The following is a 15,145-nucleotide window of genomic DNA, read 5'->3' on the forward strand; positions in this document are numbered from 1 at the left end:
CCTGGTGGCCACCGGGCGATGTGCCAGGTTCACTGGATCTGCAGGCCGCCCCAACGCTCCCGGAACAGTCCGGGGTCCATCGTGCGAACCTTGCGCACGATGGGGCGGAAGTCCATGTGGGCCAGCACGTCCTTTTCCAGGTCGATGCCGGGCGCGATCTCGGTCAGCTCCAGGCCGTCGGCGCGGAGGTGGAAGACGGCTCGCTCGGTGACGAAGACGACCTCCTGGCCGCGTTGCGCGGCGTCGCGTCCGTTGAAGGTGATCTGCTCGACCTTGCCGATGAATTTGCGTGAGCGGCCTTCGGCCTGGATCTTCAGTTCACCGTCCCCGATGGACAGTTCCAAACCGCCAGCGGTAAAGCTGCCGCAGAACACCAGGCGCCTGGTGGAACGGGTGATGTTGACGAAGCCACCGCAGCCGACCGGGCGGCCGTTGAACTTGCTGACGTTGACGTTGCCCGAGGCATCGACCTGGGCGAGGCCGAGGAAGCTGGCATCCAGGCCGCCACCGTCGTAGAAGTCGAACTGCAAGCTCTGCTCGATGATGGCCTCGGCGTTGTAGGCGAGGCCGAAATCGCCGAGCTGGGCCGGGATGCCACCGGTCACGCCGCTTTCGATGCTGAGCGTCAGCGCGTCCGAGACACCTTCCTCGGCGGCGACGGATGGAATGCCGGCCGGGATGCCGATGCCGAGGTTGGTGACGGCGCCGCGCGTGAGCTCCATGGCGGCGCGGCGGGCGATGACCTTGCGTTCGTCCAGGGCCATGGGCTTGAGGCTGCCGGTGGGCACCTGCAGGTCGCCGCACAGCGCGGGATCGAACTGCGTGGAGATCGTCTGCATGTGGTTCTCGGGGCGGCCGATGACGAGGTAGTCCACCACCACGCCCGGGATCTTGACCGCCTTCGGGTGCAGACTACCCGCCTTGACGATGCGCTCGACCTGGCAGATCACGATGCCGCCGCTGGCGCGCGCCGCCTGCGCGATGGAGAGCTGTTCCAGCAGTACGCCCTCCTTGTCCAGCGTGACGTTGCCGTGCTCGTCGGCAATGGTGCCGCGGATGATGGCGACGTCGATCCGGGGCGCCTTGTAGTACAGCCATTCCTCGCCGTCGAAGTCGACCAGGCGCACCAGATCCTCCGTCGAGCGGCTGTTCATCTTGCCGCCCTCCTGGCGCGGGTCGACGAAGGTGCCCAGGCCCACCTTGGTGAGCACGCCGGGCGAACGGCAGGCGATCTGACGGGTCAGGTGCGACAGCGAGCCCTGCGGGAAGTTGTAGGCCTCGACCTCGCCGTCGAAGACCATCTTCATCATCTCCTTGCCCGTCTGGCCAAAGTGGCCTGCCACCACGCGCTTGATCATGCCGGGGTGGGCGAAGTGCTTCATGCCCGCCGCGCCCGAGTTGCCGATGGCTCCGCAGGCCCAGGTCGTCAGACGCTGCGGGTGGCCGGTCTGCAGGAAATGCTGCTCCAGGCCGAGCAGCACTTCCTCGGGCAGGCTGGTGACGGCCAGGCCGCCGAGGAAGATGGTGGCGTCATCGGCGATCAGGGCGCCGACGTCTTCGGGACGAATGACTTTCATGGATGTGGTCGGTCTTGAGAGGGGTCAGCGTGCGTCGGTGACGCGCAGTACGGTCGCCAGGCCGGTGTCGCCGGCCGCGCAGCCGGTGAAGAGCCCGACGCCACCTCCACGCAGCACCAGCTCCTCGATCAGCTCGATCACGCCGCGCAATCCGGTCGGGGCCTGGGGATGGCCCCAGACGATGGAGCTGCCGTAGTTGTTCATGCGCTCCCAGGGGAAGCCCAACTGTTCGGCCAAGGCGAGGTCGTTGACGGCGAAGGGGTTGTGCGTCTTGACTGCATCGAGGTCGGAGACGGCAAGGCCGGCGCGCTTTAGCGCCTGCAGGGCGGCCGGTCCGGGCGCGGCCGGCATGAAGCCGGGGGCCTCACGGTGCATACCGAAGCTCAGCAGCTCGATCTCGATGCCGGCGTCGGTGGCAAGCTCGCGTGCCAGGTCTCGCGTGGTGACGATGGCGCCAGCGTTGCCGTCGGCCGGGTGGGTCTGCCCACCGAAGGTGATCGTGCCGCCTTCCTTCACCGGCTTGAGCTTGGCCAGGCCCTCGGCCGTCGTCGGGAAGATGCCCTCGTCACTGCTCAGGACGCCGCGGCTCTTGCGGAAGCGGCTGTCGAACAGCGGCGCATCGACCATGAAGCGCCGCTGGAAGGCGCGGTCGTCGGCCAGGGCCTGCTGGTACTGCTCGTGGCGGCGCAGCTTCAGCGCATGCTGTTGCTCCGTCGAGAAGCCGTGGCGCGCGGCGACGTTCTCGCCCGTCTGCAGCATCGGGTTCCCGGCGTAGGGGTCGTGCCCCATGTTGTCGGTGACCCAGTGCTCGGTGATGCCGTAGCCGCCGCTGCCGCTCGGGTCGGGGTAGTAGACGACCGGGCCGTTGGACTGGCGGTCGGCCATCACCAGCAGAGCGCAGCTGGCGTTGCCTGTGACCACCTCCTGGCTCGCCATCTGCAGCGCGCGCACGCTGCTGGCGCAGGCCTGCTGGATGGTGGGGCCCGCGACCCGGTCGATGCCCATCAGGCCGGTCACCCACGGCAGGCCGTAGAAGCCGCCTTTCTGGGGATTGGTCACGCCCAGGATGCCCAGATCGATGCGCTCCACGGGGAACTGCCTGCGCGCCAGCGCCTCCTTTCCGCACAGCGCCGCCAGGTGAAGCGCGTTCAAGTTGGCGAGGGATCCCTGCCACTTTGCAAACGGGGTGGACCAGTAGATGCCGTAGGGCATGAAGGCGTTCATGGAGGGGTCTTTGCTTTGTGTGATTACAGTCTATAACTATTAAATTGAGTAAGCAATATGGCCGAAGCGGCATTGACTTCGCGCATCGCAAATCCGCTGGATTGTGGCGGGTAAACCCTTGAAAAATTGACTTGAGGGCCGCCTTGTTTCGGCGCATCATTCGCCTGCAATGTACTTACTGTTGATAAGCAAATGATCGCCATGACCGAGACCGAAGTGGCCGTTGGCGGCCTGCTGGCCACCTTGGAGCTGCTGAGCATCAGCAGGCATGGGGCCGTGCTGCAGATCCGGCTGAACAGGCCCGCCAAGCGCAACGCCATCAACGACCCCTTGATCGCCCAGCTGCACACCGCCTTCCTCAACCTGCCCGAAGACGTGCGAGCCGTGCTGATCAGCGGCGAGGGTGGGCACTTCTGCGCCGGCCTCGACTTGTCGGAGCTGGTGCAGCGCGACATCGACGACGCGGTTCTCCACTCCCGCAGCTGGCATGCCGCCTTCGATGCCATCCAGTACGGCAGGGTGCCTGTGGTCGTGGCGCTGCACGGTGCCGTGGTCGGCGGCGGATTGGAGCTCGCCGCTTCTTGCCACATCCGCGTCGCGGACGACTCGGCCTACTTCGGCCTGCCGGAAGGGCAGCGCGGGATCTTCGTCGGCGGTGGCGGGTCGGTGCGCATTCCGCGCCTGATCGGCGTGGCCCGCATGACCGACCTGATGCTGACCGGGCGTGTGCTGGATGCGGACGAGGCCGAGCGGGCGGGGTTGGTGCAGTACCGCACGCCGGCGGGCGAGGCCGTCGCGAAGGGACTGGCGCTGGCGCAGAAGGCGGCTGCCACGGCGCCCATGACCGCATTCGCTGTCATGCACGCGCTGCCGCGCATCGTCGAGCAGTCGCCGTCCGAAGGCCTTTTCACAGAGTCCCTGATGTCGGCGGTGGCGGCCAACACCGCCGAGGCGCAAGCCGGCCTGCGCGCGTTCCTGCAGGGCAAGGCGGCGAAGGTGGTGAAGTCATGACGGCGGCCCACCGGCCCGCGCGCGTGGGCGGCTGCATCGAGGCCCAGCTGCTGGCGCTGGACGATGGCAGCCGGCTGCTGAAGTCGCTGGAACCGCTGGGTGACTACCCCGAGCGCTGGAGTGATGTGCTCGACGCGCATGCGACTCGGTCACCCGGTCGGTGCTTCATCGCCCAGCGAGGCCAGGACGGCGAGTGGATTCGCATCAGCTATGCCGAGATGCGCGATCGCGCGCGCCGCGTGGGGCAGGCCTTGCTGGCAGCCGGCCTGTCGGCGGAGCGGCCGCTGGCGATCCTGTCCGGCAACGACCTCGAACACGCGACGCTGATGCTGGCGGCATCGTGGGTCGGCGTTCCCTACCTCAGCGTCTCGCCGGCATATTCGCTGCTGTCGAAGGACTACGCCAAGCTCCGCCATATTCTGGATATCGCGACCCCAGGCATGGTCTACGCCGCCGATGCGAGCTTCGGCCAGGCCATCGCGGCAGTGCTCCCGCCGAGTGTTCCGGTCCTGTTCCGCAAGGACTTCGCCGAACTGCTGGCCACGCAGCCGACCCATGTTGTCGAGGCTGCTCGGCAGGCCACGAACGCGAACACCATCGTCAAGCTGCTGTTCACCAGCGGCAGTACCAAGCTGCCCAAGGGTGTGGTCACCACCAACCGCATGCTGTGCGCCAACCAGCAGATGCTGCGCCAGTGCATGGCTTTTCTTGCCGACGAGCCGCCGGTGCTGGTGGACTGGCTGCCCTGGAGCCACACCTTTGGCAGCAACCACAACCTGGGCATTGCGCTCTATAACGGCGGCAGCTTCTACATCGACGAAGGCAAGCCGACTCCCACCGGCTTTGAACAGACGGTGCGCAACCTGAAGGAGATCTCGCCCACGGTCTACTTCAACGTGCCCAAGGGTCTGGAAGAGCTGGCCAACGCGATGGACGGGGACGCCGCGCTGCGGGACTCGCTGTTCCGCCACCTCAAGGCCTTCATGTTCGCGGCTGCGGGGCTCTCGCAAGCCGTGTGGAACAAGCTCGATGCCCACGCCATCGCGGCCACGGGTGAGCGCGTGCGCATCTTCACCAGTCTCGGCATGACAGAGGCCGCGCCTTCCTGCACCTTCCTGGTCGGCACGCATGCGCAGTCGGGCCATGTGGGCCTGCCATGCCCGGGCGTGGAGGCCAAGCTGGTGCCTCTGCAAGGCAAGACCGAGATCCGGTTTCGCGGCCCCAACGTCATGCCCGGCTACTGGCGTGACCGCGAGCAGACGGCCGCCGCCTTTGATGCCGAGGGTTTTTATTGCACCGGCGACGCCGTGCGATTCGTGGACGAAGCGCAGCTGGCGTTGGGGCTGATGTTCGACGGGCGCATCGCCGAGGACTTCAAGCTGTCGACCGGCACCTTCGTCAGCGTCGGCCCCTTGCGCGCCCGGATCATTCTGCAGGGGCACCCCTTCGTCCAGGACGTCGTCCTCACGGGGATGAATCGCGATGAGCTGGGCGCGATGATCTTCCCGCGCCTGGCGGACTGCCGGGCGCTGAGCGGGCTTGGCGAGCAGGCCGGTGCGGCCGACGTGCTCCACCATCCCAAGGTGCGCGACTTCTTCCAGAGCCTGGCTGACGAGCTGCACGCGCAGGGCAGCGGCAGCGCCAACCGCGTGGTCAGGCTGCATCTGCTGGTCGAACCGCCGTCCGTCGAGCACGGCGAGATCACCGACAAGAACTCCATCAACCAGCGCGCGGTGCTGAGCCATCGTGCCGGGCTGGTCGAGGCGATGTACGGCGGCACCGAGACGGATCCCTGGCTGATCCGGCCCAGGGCTGCAACTCCCACAACGGCAAAGGACAAGCCATGAAGATTCAAGGACAAGCGGCGCTCGTGACGGGCGGTGGGTCGGGCCTGGGCGAGGCGGTGGCGCGCGAGCTGGCGCGGCAGGGCGCCAAGGTCGCGGTGCTGGACATCAACGCTGCGGGGGCGCAACGTGTGGCCCAGGACATTGGTGGTCTGGCCGTCGCGTGCGACATCACCGACAGCGCCTCGCTGCAAGCGGCGCTCGACAGCGCCGAGGCGGCCCACGGGCCTGCACGCATCCTCATGAACATCGCCGGCATCGGTACGGCCAAGCGCGTGATCGGGCGCGATGGCAGCCCGGCGCCGCTGGAGGACTTCGAGCGCGTGGTGCGTATCAACCTGATCGGCGCCTACAACGTCATCCGCCTGGCAGCGGCCCGCATGGCCAAGCAGGACGGCCTGGAAGACGGCGAGCGCGGCGTCATCCTGTGCACGGCCTCGGTGGCCGCGTTCGATGGCCAGGTGGGCCAGGAGGCCTATTCGGCGTCCAAGGCCGGCATCGTCGGCATGACCCTGCCGCTGGCGCGTGACCTCGCCCAGCATGGCATCCGTGTCTGCACCATCGCGCCGGGCCTGTTCGCCACCCCGCTGCTGAAGGAGCTGCCCGCAGAGGTGCAGGCGAATCTGGCGGGCTCCATCCCCTTCCCGAAGCGACTGGGGCATCCCGAGGAGTTCGCCTCGCTGGCCGCGCATTTCGTCACCAACGGGCACCTCAATGGCGAGGTCATCCGCCTGGACGGCGCGCTGCGCATGGCGCCCCGCTGAGCCGGCGATGCCGACGTGGCGGGCATGAAAGGCGGCATGATCCACGGTATGAATGTGTCGAAACACAAGAAGCCCGCGATCGAGGAAGGGCTGCTGCAGAGCCTGATCGGCTACCGCATCGCCAAGGCGCGCGTCGCGACCCAGGCGCTGTTTGCACGCCACATCGGCGCACCCTTCAGCCTTCGGCCGGTCGAGTACTCGCTGCTGATGCTGCTGCATGCCAACCAGGCGCTGACGCCCAAGCAGCTGAGCCGCGCGCTGGCGTTGCCGGGGCCGAACCTGACCATCCTGATGGATCGCATGCAGTCGCGTGGCCTCATCGAGCGGGTGCGCAGCGAGGTCGACCGGCGTTCCCAGCAAGCCCTGCTGACGCCGCAGGGTGCCGCGTTGGCTGCGCAGCTGGCCGAGCAGACGCCCGTTGTCGAGAAGGACCTGGAGCAGCATCTCAGTCCCGGCGAACTCGTGATGCTTGCCGAGCTGCTGGACAAGGTTTCCAGCGTTGCGCGGGCGCGCGGTGAAGACGCCCCCGGGCCCGCCGAGGTCTGACGCGGGGCTGTGGAGCCTGCGCGGTCTCCTGCCAGAGGATGGGGGCCGCCGATCAGCCCAGATCGATGCCGACCTCGCTCATGTGCGACGCAAGCATCTTCCTCACCAGCCGGACGAGCTCCGTCCGTTCGGCCTCGTCCAGCACGCCCAGGAGCATTTCGCTGTGGCCGGCAATGCGCAGCTGCGCACGCTGCCAGAGCTGCTCGCCGTCGGGCGTCAGAGCGAGCTTGAGGTAGCGCCGGTCGGCGCCGTGCTCCTCTCGGCTCACGAGCTTGCGCATCACCAGGTCCTGGATCAAGGTGGTGACCTGCGACTTGCGCATCAGCATCACGCGCGCCAGTTCGTTCTGGGTCACGCCCTCGTTGGCCGCGATCAGGCCCAGCATCGTCAACTGCCCGGCAGCCAGGTCGAGCTCGCCGACGAAGGTGTCGGCCGACTGCTGCGCCACGTTGCGCATGACCCGCGACAGGTAGCCCATGTTGTCCCGCAAGACCCCTAGCCTGAGCGGCCGTCGCTGGGGCGAGTCCTTGGTGATTTGCTGATTGGTCATAACTAGTTATGCAAAGGAATCGGCCTCCGGGTGCTGCGATTCGAGCGAGGCCTCTGTGGAGTGCGGGAAATCACCAACGTAAAGAGCCAAGATTTTGGTTGATGTGCGCGCCTCAATGGTTCACACTTTAAACAGTTACTACTTATAAGTAATTCAGCGAGACAACATGGATCAGCGACCTCCGGCCCTGCACCTGCAGGGGCTCGTCAAGCGGTACGGCAGCACGGTCGTGCTCGATGGCATTGATCTCCAGGTGGCGGATCGCGAAGTGGTGGCGCTGATCGGGCCCTCCGGCTCGGGCAAATCCACGCTGGTTCGTTGCGTTCATCAGCTTACGCCCATCGATGCCGGCGCCATCTATGTCAATGGCGTGCTGCAGGGCTACGAGCACCACAACGGTGGCCTGCGCGCCCTGGGCGAAGCGGCGATTGCCGCCCAGCGCCAGCGCATCGGCATGGTGTTCCAGCAGTTCAACCTGTTCCCGCACATGAGCGTGCTGCGCAACGTGATGGAAGGGCCTGTGCAGGTGCTGCGCGAGAGCGCCGACGCGGCCCAGGCTCATGCCGAGCAGTTGCTGGACCGCGTGGGCCTGCTCAAGAAGAAGGACGCCTACCCCCGCCAGCTCTCCGGCGGGCAGCAGCAGCGCGTGGCCATCGCCCGCGCGCTGGCGATGCGCCCGCAGGCCATGCTGTTCGACGAGCCGACCAGCGCACTGGACCCGGAACTGGTGGGTGAGGTGCTGGCCGTCGTGCAGGATCTGGCCAGGCAGGGCATGACGATGATGGTCGTCACGCACGAGATCCAGTTCGCCCGCGAGGTGGCGGATCGCATCATCTTCATGGAGGCAGGTCGCATCGTCGAGCAGGGGCCCGCCCGCAGGACCATGGCCGCGCCGAGCACCGAGCGCCTGAAGGCCTTCCTGTCGCGTTCGGGGCAAGCATGAGCGCCGCCCAGTCTTTCTCGGTGCTGGAGCAGGCCTACCGCGATCGCCTGGCCCTGGTGCAGCGGCAGACCCGGCCCGTCGTGGGCTATGTCGGCAACACGGTGCCCGTGGAGTTGATCCTCGCCGCCGGTTGCGTGCCGGTGCGCATTGCGCCCGTGCAGGGCAACACGCAGTTCGCGGATCGCTTCGTCGAGAGCGTGTCCGACCCGGACGTGCGCTGGATCTTCGAGCTGTACTGCAGCGGCGCGCTGGACGCACTGGATCTGCTCATCGTGCCGCGCTCGTCCGAATCCCAGCACAAGCTCTACCTGTCTCTGCGCGAAGCACGCCGCGCCGGCGTTACCCGCAATGGCCCCAGGCTCTGGCTCTACGACATCCCGCACACGCAGCGCGCCAGCAGCCATGCCTATGGCCTGACGCGCAGCCGCGCCCTGTGGCAAGCCCTGGCGGACATCGGCGGCAAGCCTTGCGACGACGGCGCGCTGCGCGAGGCCATCGGCGCCTGCAACCGGGTCCGCGTGCTGCTGGCCGGCCTGCATGAGCAGCGCTGGCAGCGCGCTCTGTCGGGCCGCCAGGCGCATGTCGCCACCGGTGCGCTGCGCTTCATGCCGCTGCAGGCGGGCCAGGTGGCGCTGCAGCAGTGGCTGGATGCCGGCGGCCCGGCCGACGTGCCCGCAGGTCCGCGCCTGCTGGTGCGCGGGGTGCCGCAGGACCATGACGCCCTGCATGCGCTGGTCGAGTCGCTGGGCGCTCGCATCGTGGCCGAGGATGACGACTGGGGCTCGCGCGCCGGCGAGCCGCTGATTCCGGCCGACGCCGAACCGCTGCAAGCCGTCTTCGAGCACTACTGGCGTGACGTGCCCTGCGTGCGCGTGCACCCCAACCCGGACGCCTGGTTCCAGGCCGCCGTGGCCCGCCCCGGCCTGGACGGCGTGCTCTTCTACCTGCCCAGGCCTGACGACGTGCATGGCTGGTCCTACCCCGCCGATCGCGAACGGGCCGAGCACCACGGCCTGCCTTCGCTGCTGATCCGCGACGACGCACGCCAGCCCGAGGCCGTGCGACCGGCCCTGCAGGCCTTCATTGCGTCGCTGCGCTGAGAAACACCACCATGTCCAACGACAAACAACTCCACTGCACCCAGGCCGCCGGCGACAAGCAGAAGGCCTGGTTCGCCGAGCTGCGCCGCGACGTGTTCGAGCAGCACAAGCCCTACGCCATCATCAACGCCGACACGCCGCACGACCTGTTCCACGTGATGGGCGTGCCCGTAGTCACCAACCAGTGGTGGGCGGCGGTCGTCGCCGCCAAGCGGCTCTCGCAGGACTACCTCGACGGCATGAACGAGCTGGGCTACAACGAGAGCCTGTGCCGCTACTGCAGCATCGGCCTGGCCACCAGCAAGATTGACCTCGGCGAGCGTGCGCCCTGGGGCGGCCTGCCGCAGCCGGCCATCCTGTGCGCCCGCCTGACCTGCGACTGCATGCAGCGCGTCTTCCAGCAATGGGCCGACTTGATGGGCGCGCCTTTCTTTGCGCTCGAAGCCCCGGGCTCCAGCGTGCTGCCCGCCAACTGGTGGGAGCTGTCGCGCGAGCGCTGGGCCGAGCTCTGTGAACCGGAGCGCCTGGACCTGGCCGTGGCCGAGCTCAAGGAGCTCATCACGGTGCTGGAGCGCATCAGCGGCCGCGCCTTCGACGAGGATGCGCTGCGCGCCTTCCTTCAGCGGGTGAACCAGCAGGAAGAGTATTTCGAGGAGGCCCGCCAACTGATCGCCGACGCGCCCAGGAGCCCCGTGCGCATCGGCGAGCAGATCAGCAACGTCATGGCCACGCAGTGGCATCGCGGCAGCGAGTGGGCGCTGAACCATGCCCGCACCTTCCGCGACGAGGTCAAGGCGCGCGTCGAAGCCGGCGTCGCCGCCTGCCCGGGCGAGCGCAAGCGGCTGATGTGGGTCGGCGCGGGCCTCTGGCACAACACGGCCTTCTACAACGCCTTCGAGGACAGCCACGGCGCCACCTTCGTCTGGTCGATGTACCTGCCGTTCGGCCCGGACTGGTACATCCGCTACGGCCTGGACGACCCCTTGCGCGCACTCGCCAGCCGCGTCGTGACGATGAACGAGGTGCTGCACAACCCGCCGTATGCGCCGTCGTGGATCGTCCGTGAAGCGCAGCGCAACCGCATCGACGGCGCCGTCGTGCTGATGCCCAAGGGCAACCGTCCGGCCGCGGCGGGCAAGCTCTTCATCGCCGATGCGCTGGAGAAGGCCGGTATCCCCACGATCATGATCGAGTCCGACATGGTGGACGGTCGCGACTGGGACGAGGCGGCCATGCAGGCCCGCATGGCGCAATTCATCGAGGAGCGCCTGTGAGCACGACCGACATCACCCTGCTGATGGTGGGCGACATCATCCTCGACGAGCCCAACCCCGGCCCGCTGTTCGACCCCAGCCGCGAGGTGCTGGCCCGCGGCGACCTGGTGATAGGCCACGTGGAAGTGCCGCACACCCGGCGCGGCACAGAGCAGAGCACCGACATCCCGGCGCCGCCGGCCGACCCCGACCACCTCACGGCGCTGGCCGAGGCGGGCTTTCACGTCGCCACGCTGGCCGGCAACCACATCGCCGACTGCGGCCCCGCCGGCATCCTGGACACCGCCGCCACGCTGCAGGGCCTGGGCATCGCGCCCACCGGCGCCGCCGCCAACCTGGCCGAGGCACGCAAGCCGGCCATCGTCACCCGAAAGGGTGTGCGAGTCGGTGTGCTGAGCTACAACTGCGTGGGCCCGCGCGAGTCCTGGGCCACGTCCAGGAAACCCGGCTGCGCCTACGTCAAGGTACTGACCCACTACGAGCTGGACTACGCCAGCCCCGGCGGCCCGCCGACGATCTACACCTTCGCCGCGCCCGAGAGCCTGGCCGCGATGGCCGACGACATCGCCGCGCTGCGTGCGCAGGTGGACATCGTCGTTGTCGCCTTCCACAAGGGCGTGGGCCACACGCCGGCCAGGATCGAGATGTACGAGGGCCCCGTGAGCCGCGCCGCCATCGATGCCGGCGCCGACATCGTCATCGGCCACCACGCCCACATCATGCGCGGCGTCGAGCTGCACCGCGGCAAGCCCATCTATCACGGCCTGGGCAACTTCGTCAGCGTGACGCGTGCCCTGTCCGTCAGCGAGAACGACAGCCCCGAGCGCCTGGCCTGGGCCAAGCGCCGCCAGCAGCTGTTCGGCTTCGCGCCCGACCCGGCCATGCCCACCTATCCCTTCCACCCGGAAAGCCGCAATACCGTCATCGCCAGCTGCCGCGTCAACGCCGCCGGCGTGGTCGAGGCCGGCCTGATCCCCTGCTACATCGACATCGACGCCAGACCCGTGCCCTTGCAGCGCGGCCAGGGCGGCGAAGCGGTGGTCGAGTACATCCGCGGCATCTCTCGCACGGCGGGCCTCAAGGTCCGCCTTGAATGGCGGGACGACGACTGGGTCTCGGTGCTGCCGGGCTGACCAACGAATCCGAAAGACCTCCGTGCGTACCAACACCGACAACCTGCCGCGCCCCCTCGAAGGCGTCACCATCCTCGACCTGACCACGGCGCTGGCCGGCCCCTATGCCACGCTGCTGCTGGCCGGCCTGGGTGCTCGCGTCATCAAGATCGAGAACCCAAAGGTGCCGGACACGGCGCGCAACAACGCGCCCTTCCTCGGCCGCGACGGCGTGGCCATGGTGCGCCGGCACAGCGACGACATGTCCCTGGCCATCATGGAGCGGGCGCGCAACAAGCAGTCCATCACGCTCAACCTGAAGGACGCGCAGGGCAGGGCGCTGTTCGACAAGCTCGTCGCCAAGGCGGACGCCGTCGTCGAGAACTACAGCGCCGGTACCGCCGACCGGCTGGGCACCGGCTACGCTGCCTGCGCGGCCATCAACCCGCGCATCGTCTACACGTCGATCAGCGGCTTCGGCGCCAACATGGTGTCGCGCCAGAACAAGGCCATGGACACCATCGTCCAGGCGCTTTCGGGACTGATGATGACGTCGGGTGACGCCGGTGCGCCGCCCGTGCGCGTGGGTGTGCCCTTCGGCGACCTGACGGCGCCGCTGTTCGCCGTCATCGGCACGCTGGCCGCGCTGATGCAGGCGCGCACCACGGGCAGGGGCCAGCATGTGGACGTGTCGCTGCTGGGCGCCATCACCGCCCTGGTGGCTGCCGAGCCTTTCGAGGTGATGCGCCGGGCCGGGCAGGAGACGCGCTCGGGCAACACCATGCCGCGGCTCGCCCCCTTCGGCATCTTCGCCACGCAGGACGGCTACATCGCCGTCTGCGCGCCGACTGACGGCTTCACCAGTTCGCTCTTCGCGGCGATGGGCCGGCCCGATCTGGCGGCCGACCCGCGCTTTGCCAGCCGCGACCAGCGCGTGCAGAACAGCAGCGAACTTCACGCGCTGCTCGAAGCCTGGTCGCGCACCCTGTCGACCGACGAGGCAGTCGAAGCGCTGGAGGCCGCCGGCGTGCCCTCCGGCCGGGTGCGGGATCCGGGCGAGGCCACGCGCGACGAGCGGCTGCTGGCCCGCGGTGAAACCGAGCGCATCGAGCACCCGGTCTATGGCGCGGTGGATGACATCATCGTCGGCGGCCTGCCCATCCGCATGACCGGCGCCTTTGCCGGCTTCGACAAGCCGGCGCCGAACCTGGGCGAGCACAACGGCGCGATCTACGGCGAGTTGCTCGGCCTGAGCGAGGCCGACCTGGGCGCGCTGAACGCTGCGGGCGTGATCTGATCATGGCCAAGCAAGCCTTCATCCTGTTGGTCCTGGCGGTGGTGCGGTTCGCCTCTGCCGCCGGACTGTCAGCGCCCGACCCGCAAGCGCCGCTTTACGACCATCTGCCCGCAGACATCAGGAAGGCGGGCGTGCTGCGCTTCGTCGGCGACTCGCATCCGCCCTACCGTATCGTCACGGACGACCGCCAGATCAGCGCCGGCATCGAGCCCGACCTGGCGCGGGCGCTGGAGAAGATGCTGGGCGTGCCGATCCGGCATCACGTCGTGAACAGCCTGTCGGCGACGCTGGCAGGCCTGGAAGCCGGCCGCTACGACCTGGCGCTGGGCCCCGCGGTGGCCACGGCCGAGCGGCAGAAGCGCTTCGACGGCGTGACCTGGATGAACACCCGCCCGGCCTTCGTCTTCCCGACCGACCGGCCGGCGCGCTACGCGCAGGTGCCCGACCTCTGTGGCCGCAAGATCGCCTACGTGGCCGGCAGCGTCACGGAACGCGTCGTCAACCGCGTCGTCGAACGCTGCGAGAAGGAGGGCCGCCCGCCGGCCATCCACGTGCCGCTGGTGGACACCAACATGACCCTGGTCGCCACTCAGGCCGGGCGCGCCGACCTGGCCGGCATGACGCTGACGGCCGCGCTGCATGCCGTGCACGAGAACGGCACGCGCTTCGGCATGTACAGCGACGAGAGCGGCAGTCTGGGCAAGGACATCCTGAGCCTGTTCGTGACCAAGCGGTCCGGCCTTGGCCCGGTCATGCAGGCCGCGTTGACCGTGCTGATCGCCAGCGGCGACTACGAGCGCGTGATGAACCACTGGGGCGTCGCGGCCGTGCGCGTCGACAAGGCCCAGCTGAATGTCGCGAAGTGAAGCGACGAGAGGAACCCCCCACCATGAACACCGCCACGCCTGACTTCCTCAATGCCCCGCTCGACGACGTGGCCCGGGCCAAGCCCCGGCTGCGCATCGGTCGGTGGATCGCCAACGTGCTGGTGGCGCTGGTCAGCCTGCAGGTCGTCTACTTTCTGATCTCCAACCCGCGCTTCGAGTGGGGCGTCGTCGCCGAATTCCTGACGGCCAAGACGGTGCTCAACGGCCTGGGCATCAGCATCGTGCTGACCGTCTTCGGCATGACCCTGGGCACGGTGCTGGGCACGGTGCTGGCGCTGATGAAGCTGGGCCGCTTCGCCACGGGCCGCGCAGTGGCGGGTTTCTACACCTGGCTGTTCCGCGGCACGCCGCTGCTGATCCAGCTGCTGTTTTGGTACAACCTGGCCTACCTCATCCCGCGCATCGGCATCCCCTTCGGCCCTGACTGGGACACCAACGACCTGATCACGCCCTTCATCGCCGCCGTGCTGGGCCTGGCGCTGAACGAGGCGGCCTATATGGCCGAGATCATGCGTGCGGGCATCCTCTCCGTGGACAGCGGCCAGCATGACGCCGCCCGCGCCCTCGGCTTCACGCCGGTGCGGGCCTTCTGGCGCGTCGTCTTCCCGCAGGCCATGCGCATGGTGCTGCCGCCCGCGGGCAGCCAGGTCATCGGCATGCTCAAGGGCACCTCGCTCGTCAGCGTCATCGCGATGACCGACCTGCTGTTCTCGGTGCAGACCATCTACAACCGCAACTTCAAGGTCGTGCCGCTGCTGTTGGTCGCGGTCATCTGGTACCTCCTGATCTTCAGCCTGCTGTCGCTGCTGCAGCGGCGCATGGAAGCCCATTTCTCTCGCGGACATGCGCCGCAGATTCCGGCGGAGGCGAGCGCCGCGAAGGGAGGCCCATGATGTCCCATCACCTGTTGACGCGGCTGCCCGCCAGGCTGCGTCTCCGATGGCGGCGCCACGTCATCGATGGAGATCGTCACGGAATCTGACAGCGATCCACCGGTTTCCGACCAAGGGCGCAAG

The 15,145-nt window shown here is 68.2% G+C and carries 14 protein-coding genes; 11 read left to right on the forward strand and 3 right to left on the reverse strand.

The genetic code is table 11. From position 1 onward, the window contains the following. Positions 1-29: 29 nt before the first annotated feature. Both AC07VX_RS16155 and AC07VX_RS16160 read right to left on the reverse strand, forming a co-directional pair. A complete protein-coding gene (locus tag AC07VX_RS16155; protein ID WP_493167415.1) occupies positions 30-1,577 on the reverse strand; it encodes an acyl CoA:acetate/3-ketoacid CoA transferase in 1,548 nt (515 codons plus the stop codon). Positions 1,578-1,601: 24 nt separating this feature from the next. Continuing rightward, on the reverse strand, positions 1,602-2,801 hold the full coding sequence (locus AC07VX_RS16160) for a thiolase family protein (RefSeq protein ID WP_493167414.1): 1,200 nt from the start codon (positions 2,799-2,801) through the stop codon (positions 1,602-1,604). A 201-nt stretch (positions 2,802-3,002) separates the two neighbouring features. Between AC07VX_RS16160 and AC07VX_RS16165 the strand changes: the two genes are divergently transcribed. The 4 genes from AC07VX_RS16165 to AC07VX_RS16180 are packed head-to-tail and all read left to right on the forward strand — an operon-like array spanning position 3,003 to position 6,966. After that, the gene (locus AC07VX_RS16165; RefSeq protein WP_493167413.1) at positions 3,003-3,812 is read left to right on the forward strand and encodes a crotonase/enoyl-CoA hydratase family protein; all 810 of its coding nucleotides are present in this window, start codon (positions 3,003-3,005) and stop codon (positions 3,810-3,812) included. Beyond that, entirely contained in the window at positions 3,809-5,659 is a 1,851-nt protein-coding gene (locus tag AC07VX_RS16170) for a feruloyl-CoA synthase (protein ID WP_493167412.1), read from the forward strand. The genes AC07VX_RS16165 and AC07VX_RS16170 overlap by 4 nt, the downstream gene beginning before the upstream one ends. Then, positions 5,656-6,420, forward strand: coding sequence for an SDR family NAD(P)-dependent oxidoreductase (locus AC07VX_RS16175; RefSeq protein WP_493167411.1), 765 nt, complete (start codon positions 5,656-5,658; stop codon positions 6,418-6,420). Before AC07VX_RS16170 ends, AC07VX_RS16175 begins: the two co-directional genes overlap by 4 nt. Before the next feature lie 48 nt (positions 6,421-6,468). Continuing rightward, positions 6,469-6,966, forward strand: coding sequence for a MarR family winged helix-turn-helix transcriptional regulator (locus tag AC07VX_RS16180; protein ID WP_493167410.1), 498 nt, complete (start codon positions 6,469-6,471; stop codon positions 6,964-6,966). A 52-nt stretch (positions 6,967-7,018) separates the two neighbouring features. On the opposite strand, the gene AC07VX_RS16185 is transcribed toward AC07VX_RS16180, so the two are convergent. After that, positions 7,019-7,516: a MarR family winged helix-turn-helix transcriptional regulator gene (locus AC07VX_RS16185; RefSeq protein ID WP_493167409.1), complete on the reverse strand. Its 498-nt coding sequence runs from the start codon at positions 7,514-7,516 to the stop codon at positions 7,019-7,021. A gap of 166 nt (positions 7,517-7,682) precedes the next feature. On the opposite strand from AC07VX_RS16185, the gene AC07VX_RS16190 reads away from it, so the two are divergent. Genes AC07VX_RS16190 through AC07VX_RS16220 form a run of 7 tightly spaced genes read left to right on the forward strand, consistent with a single transcriptional unit; the run spans position 7,683 to position 15,022 of the window. After that, on the forward strand, positions 7,683-8,459 hold the full coding sequence (locus tag AC07VX_RS16190) for an amino acid ABC transporter ATP-binding protein (protein ID WP_493167408.1): 777 nt from the start codon (positions 7,683-7,685) through the stop codon (positions 8,457-8,459). Next, positions 8,456-9,559 carry a 2-hydroxyacyl-CoA dehydratase gene (locus AC07VX_RS16195; protein ID WP_493167407.1) on the forward strand — a complete coding sequence of 368 codons (1,104 nt, stop codon included), beginning with the start codon at positions 8,456-8,458 and terminating at the stop codon, positions 9,557-9,559. Before AC07VX_RS16190 ends, AC07VX_RS16195 begins: the two co-directional genes overlap by 4 nt. A gap of 11 nt (positions 9,560-9,570) precedes the next feature. Continuing rightward, positions 9,571-10,833 (forward strand): 2-hydroxyacyl-CoA dehydratase subunit D, encoded by a 1,263-nt coding sequence (locus tag AC07VX_RS16200; protein WP_493167406.1) that lies wholly within the window; start codon positions 9,571-9,573, stop codon positions 10,831-10,833. Next, on the forward strand, positions 10,830-11,966 hold the full coding sequence (locus tag AC07VX_RS16205; protein ID WP_493167405.1) for a CapA family protein: 1,137 nt from the start codon (positions 10,830-10,832) through the stop codon (positions 11,964-11,966). The genes AC07VX_RS16200 and AC07VX_RS16205 overlap by 4 nt, the downstream gene beginning before the upstream one ends. Positions 11,967-11,988: 22 nt before the next feature. Then, complete coding sequence (locus AC07VX_RS16210; protein ID WP_493167404.1) at positions 11,989-13,242, forward strand: CaiB/BaiF CoA transferase family protein; 1,254 nt, start codon at positions 11,989-11,991, stop codon at positions 13,240-13,242. A gap of 2 nt (positions 13,243-13,244) precedes the next feature. After that, complete coding sequence (locus AC07VX_RS16215) at positions 13,245-14,108, forward strand: transporter substrate-binding domain-containing protein (protein WP_493167403.1); 864 nt, start codon at positions 13,245-13,247, stop codon at positions 14,106-14,108. Positions 14,109-14,131: 23 nt separating this feature from the next. Further along, positions 14,132-15,022 (forward strand): amino acid ABC transporter permease, encoded by an 891-nt coding sequence (locus tag AC07VX_RS16220; protein ID WP_493167402.1) that lies wholly within the window; start codon positions 14,132-14,134, stop codon positions 15,020-15,022. Positions 15,023-15,145 lie beyond the last annotated feature (123 nt).

The organism is Roseateles sp. GW821-FHT03B02, assembly GCF_059421025.1.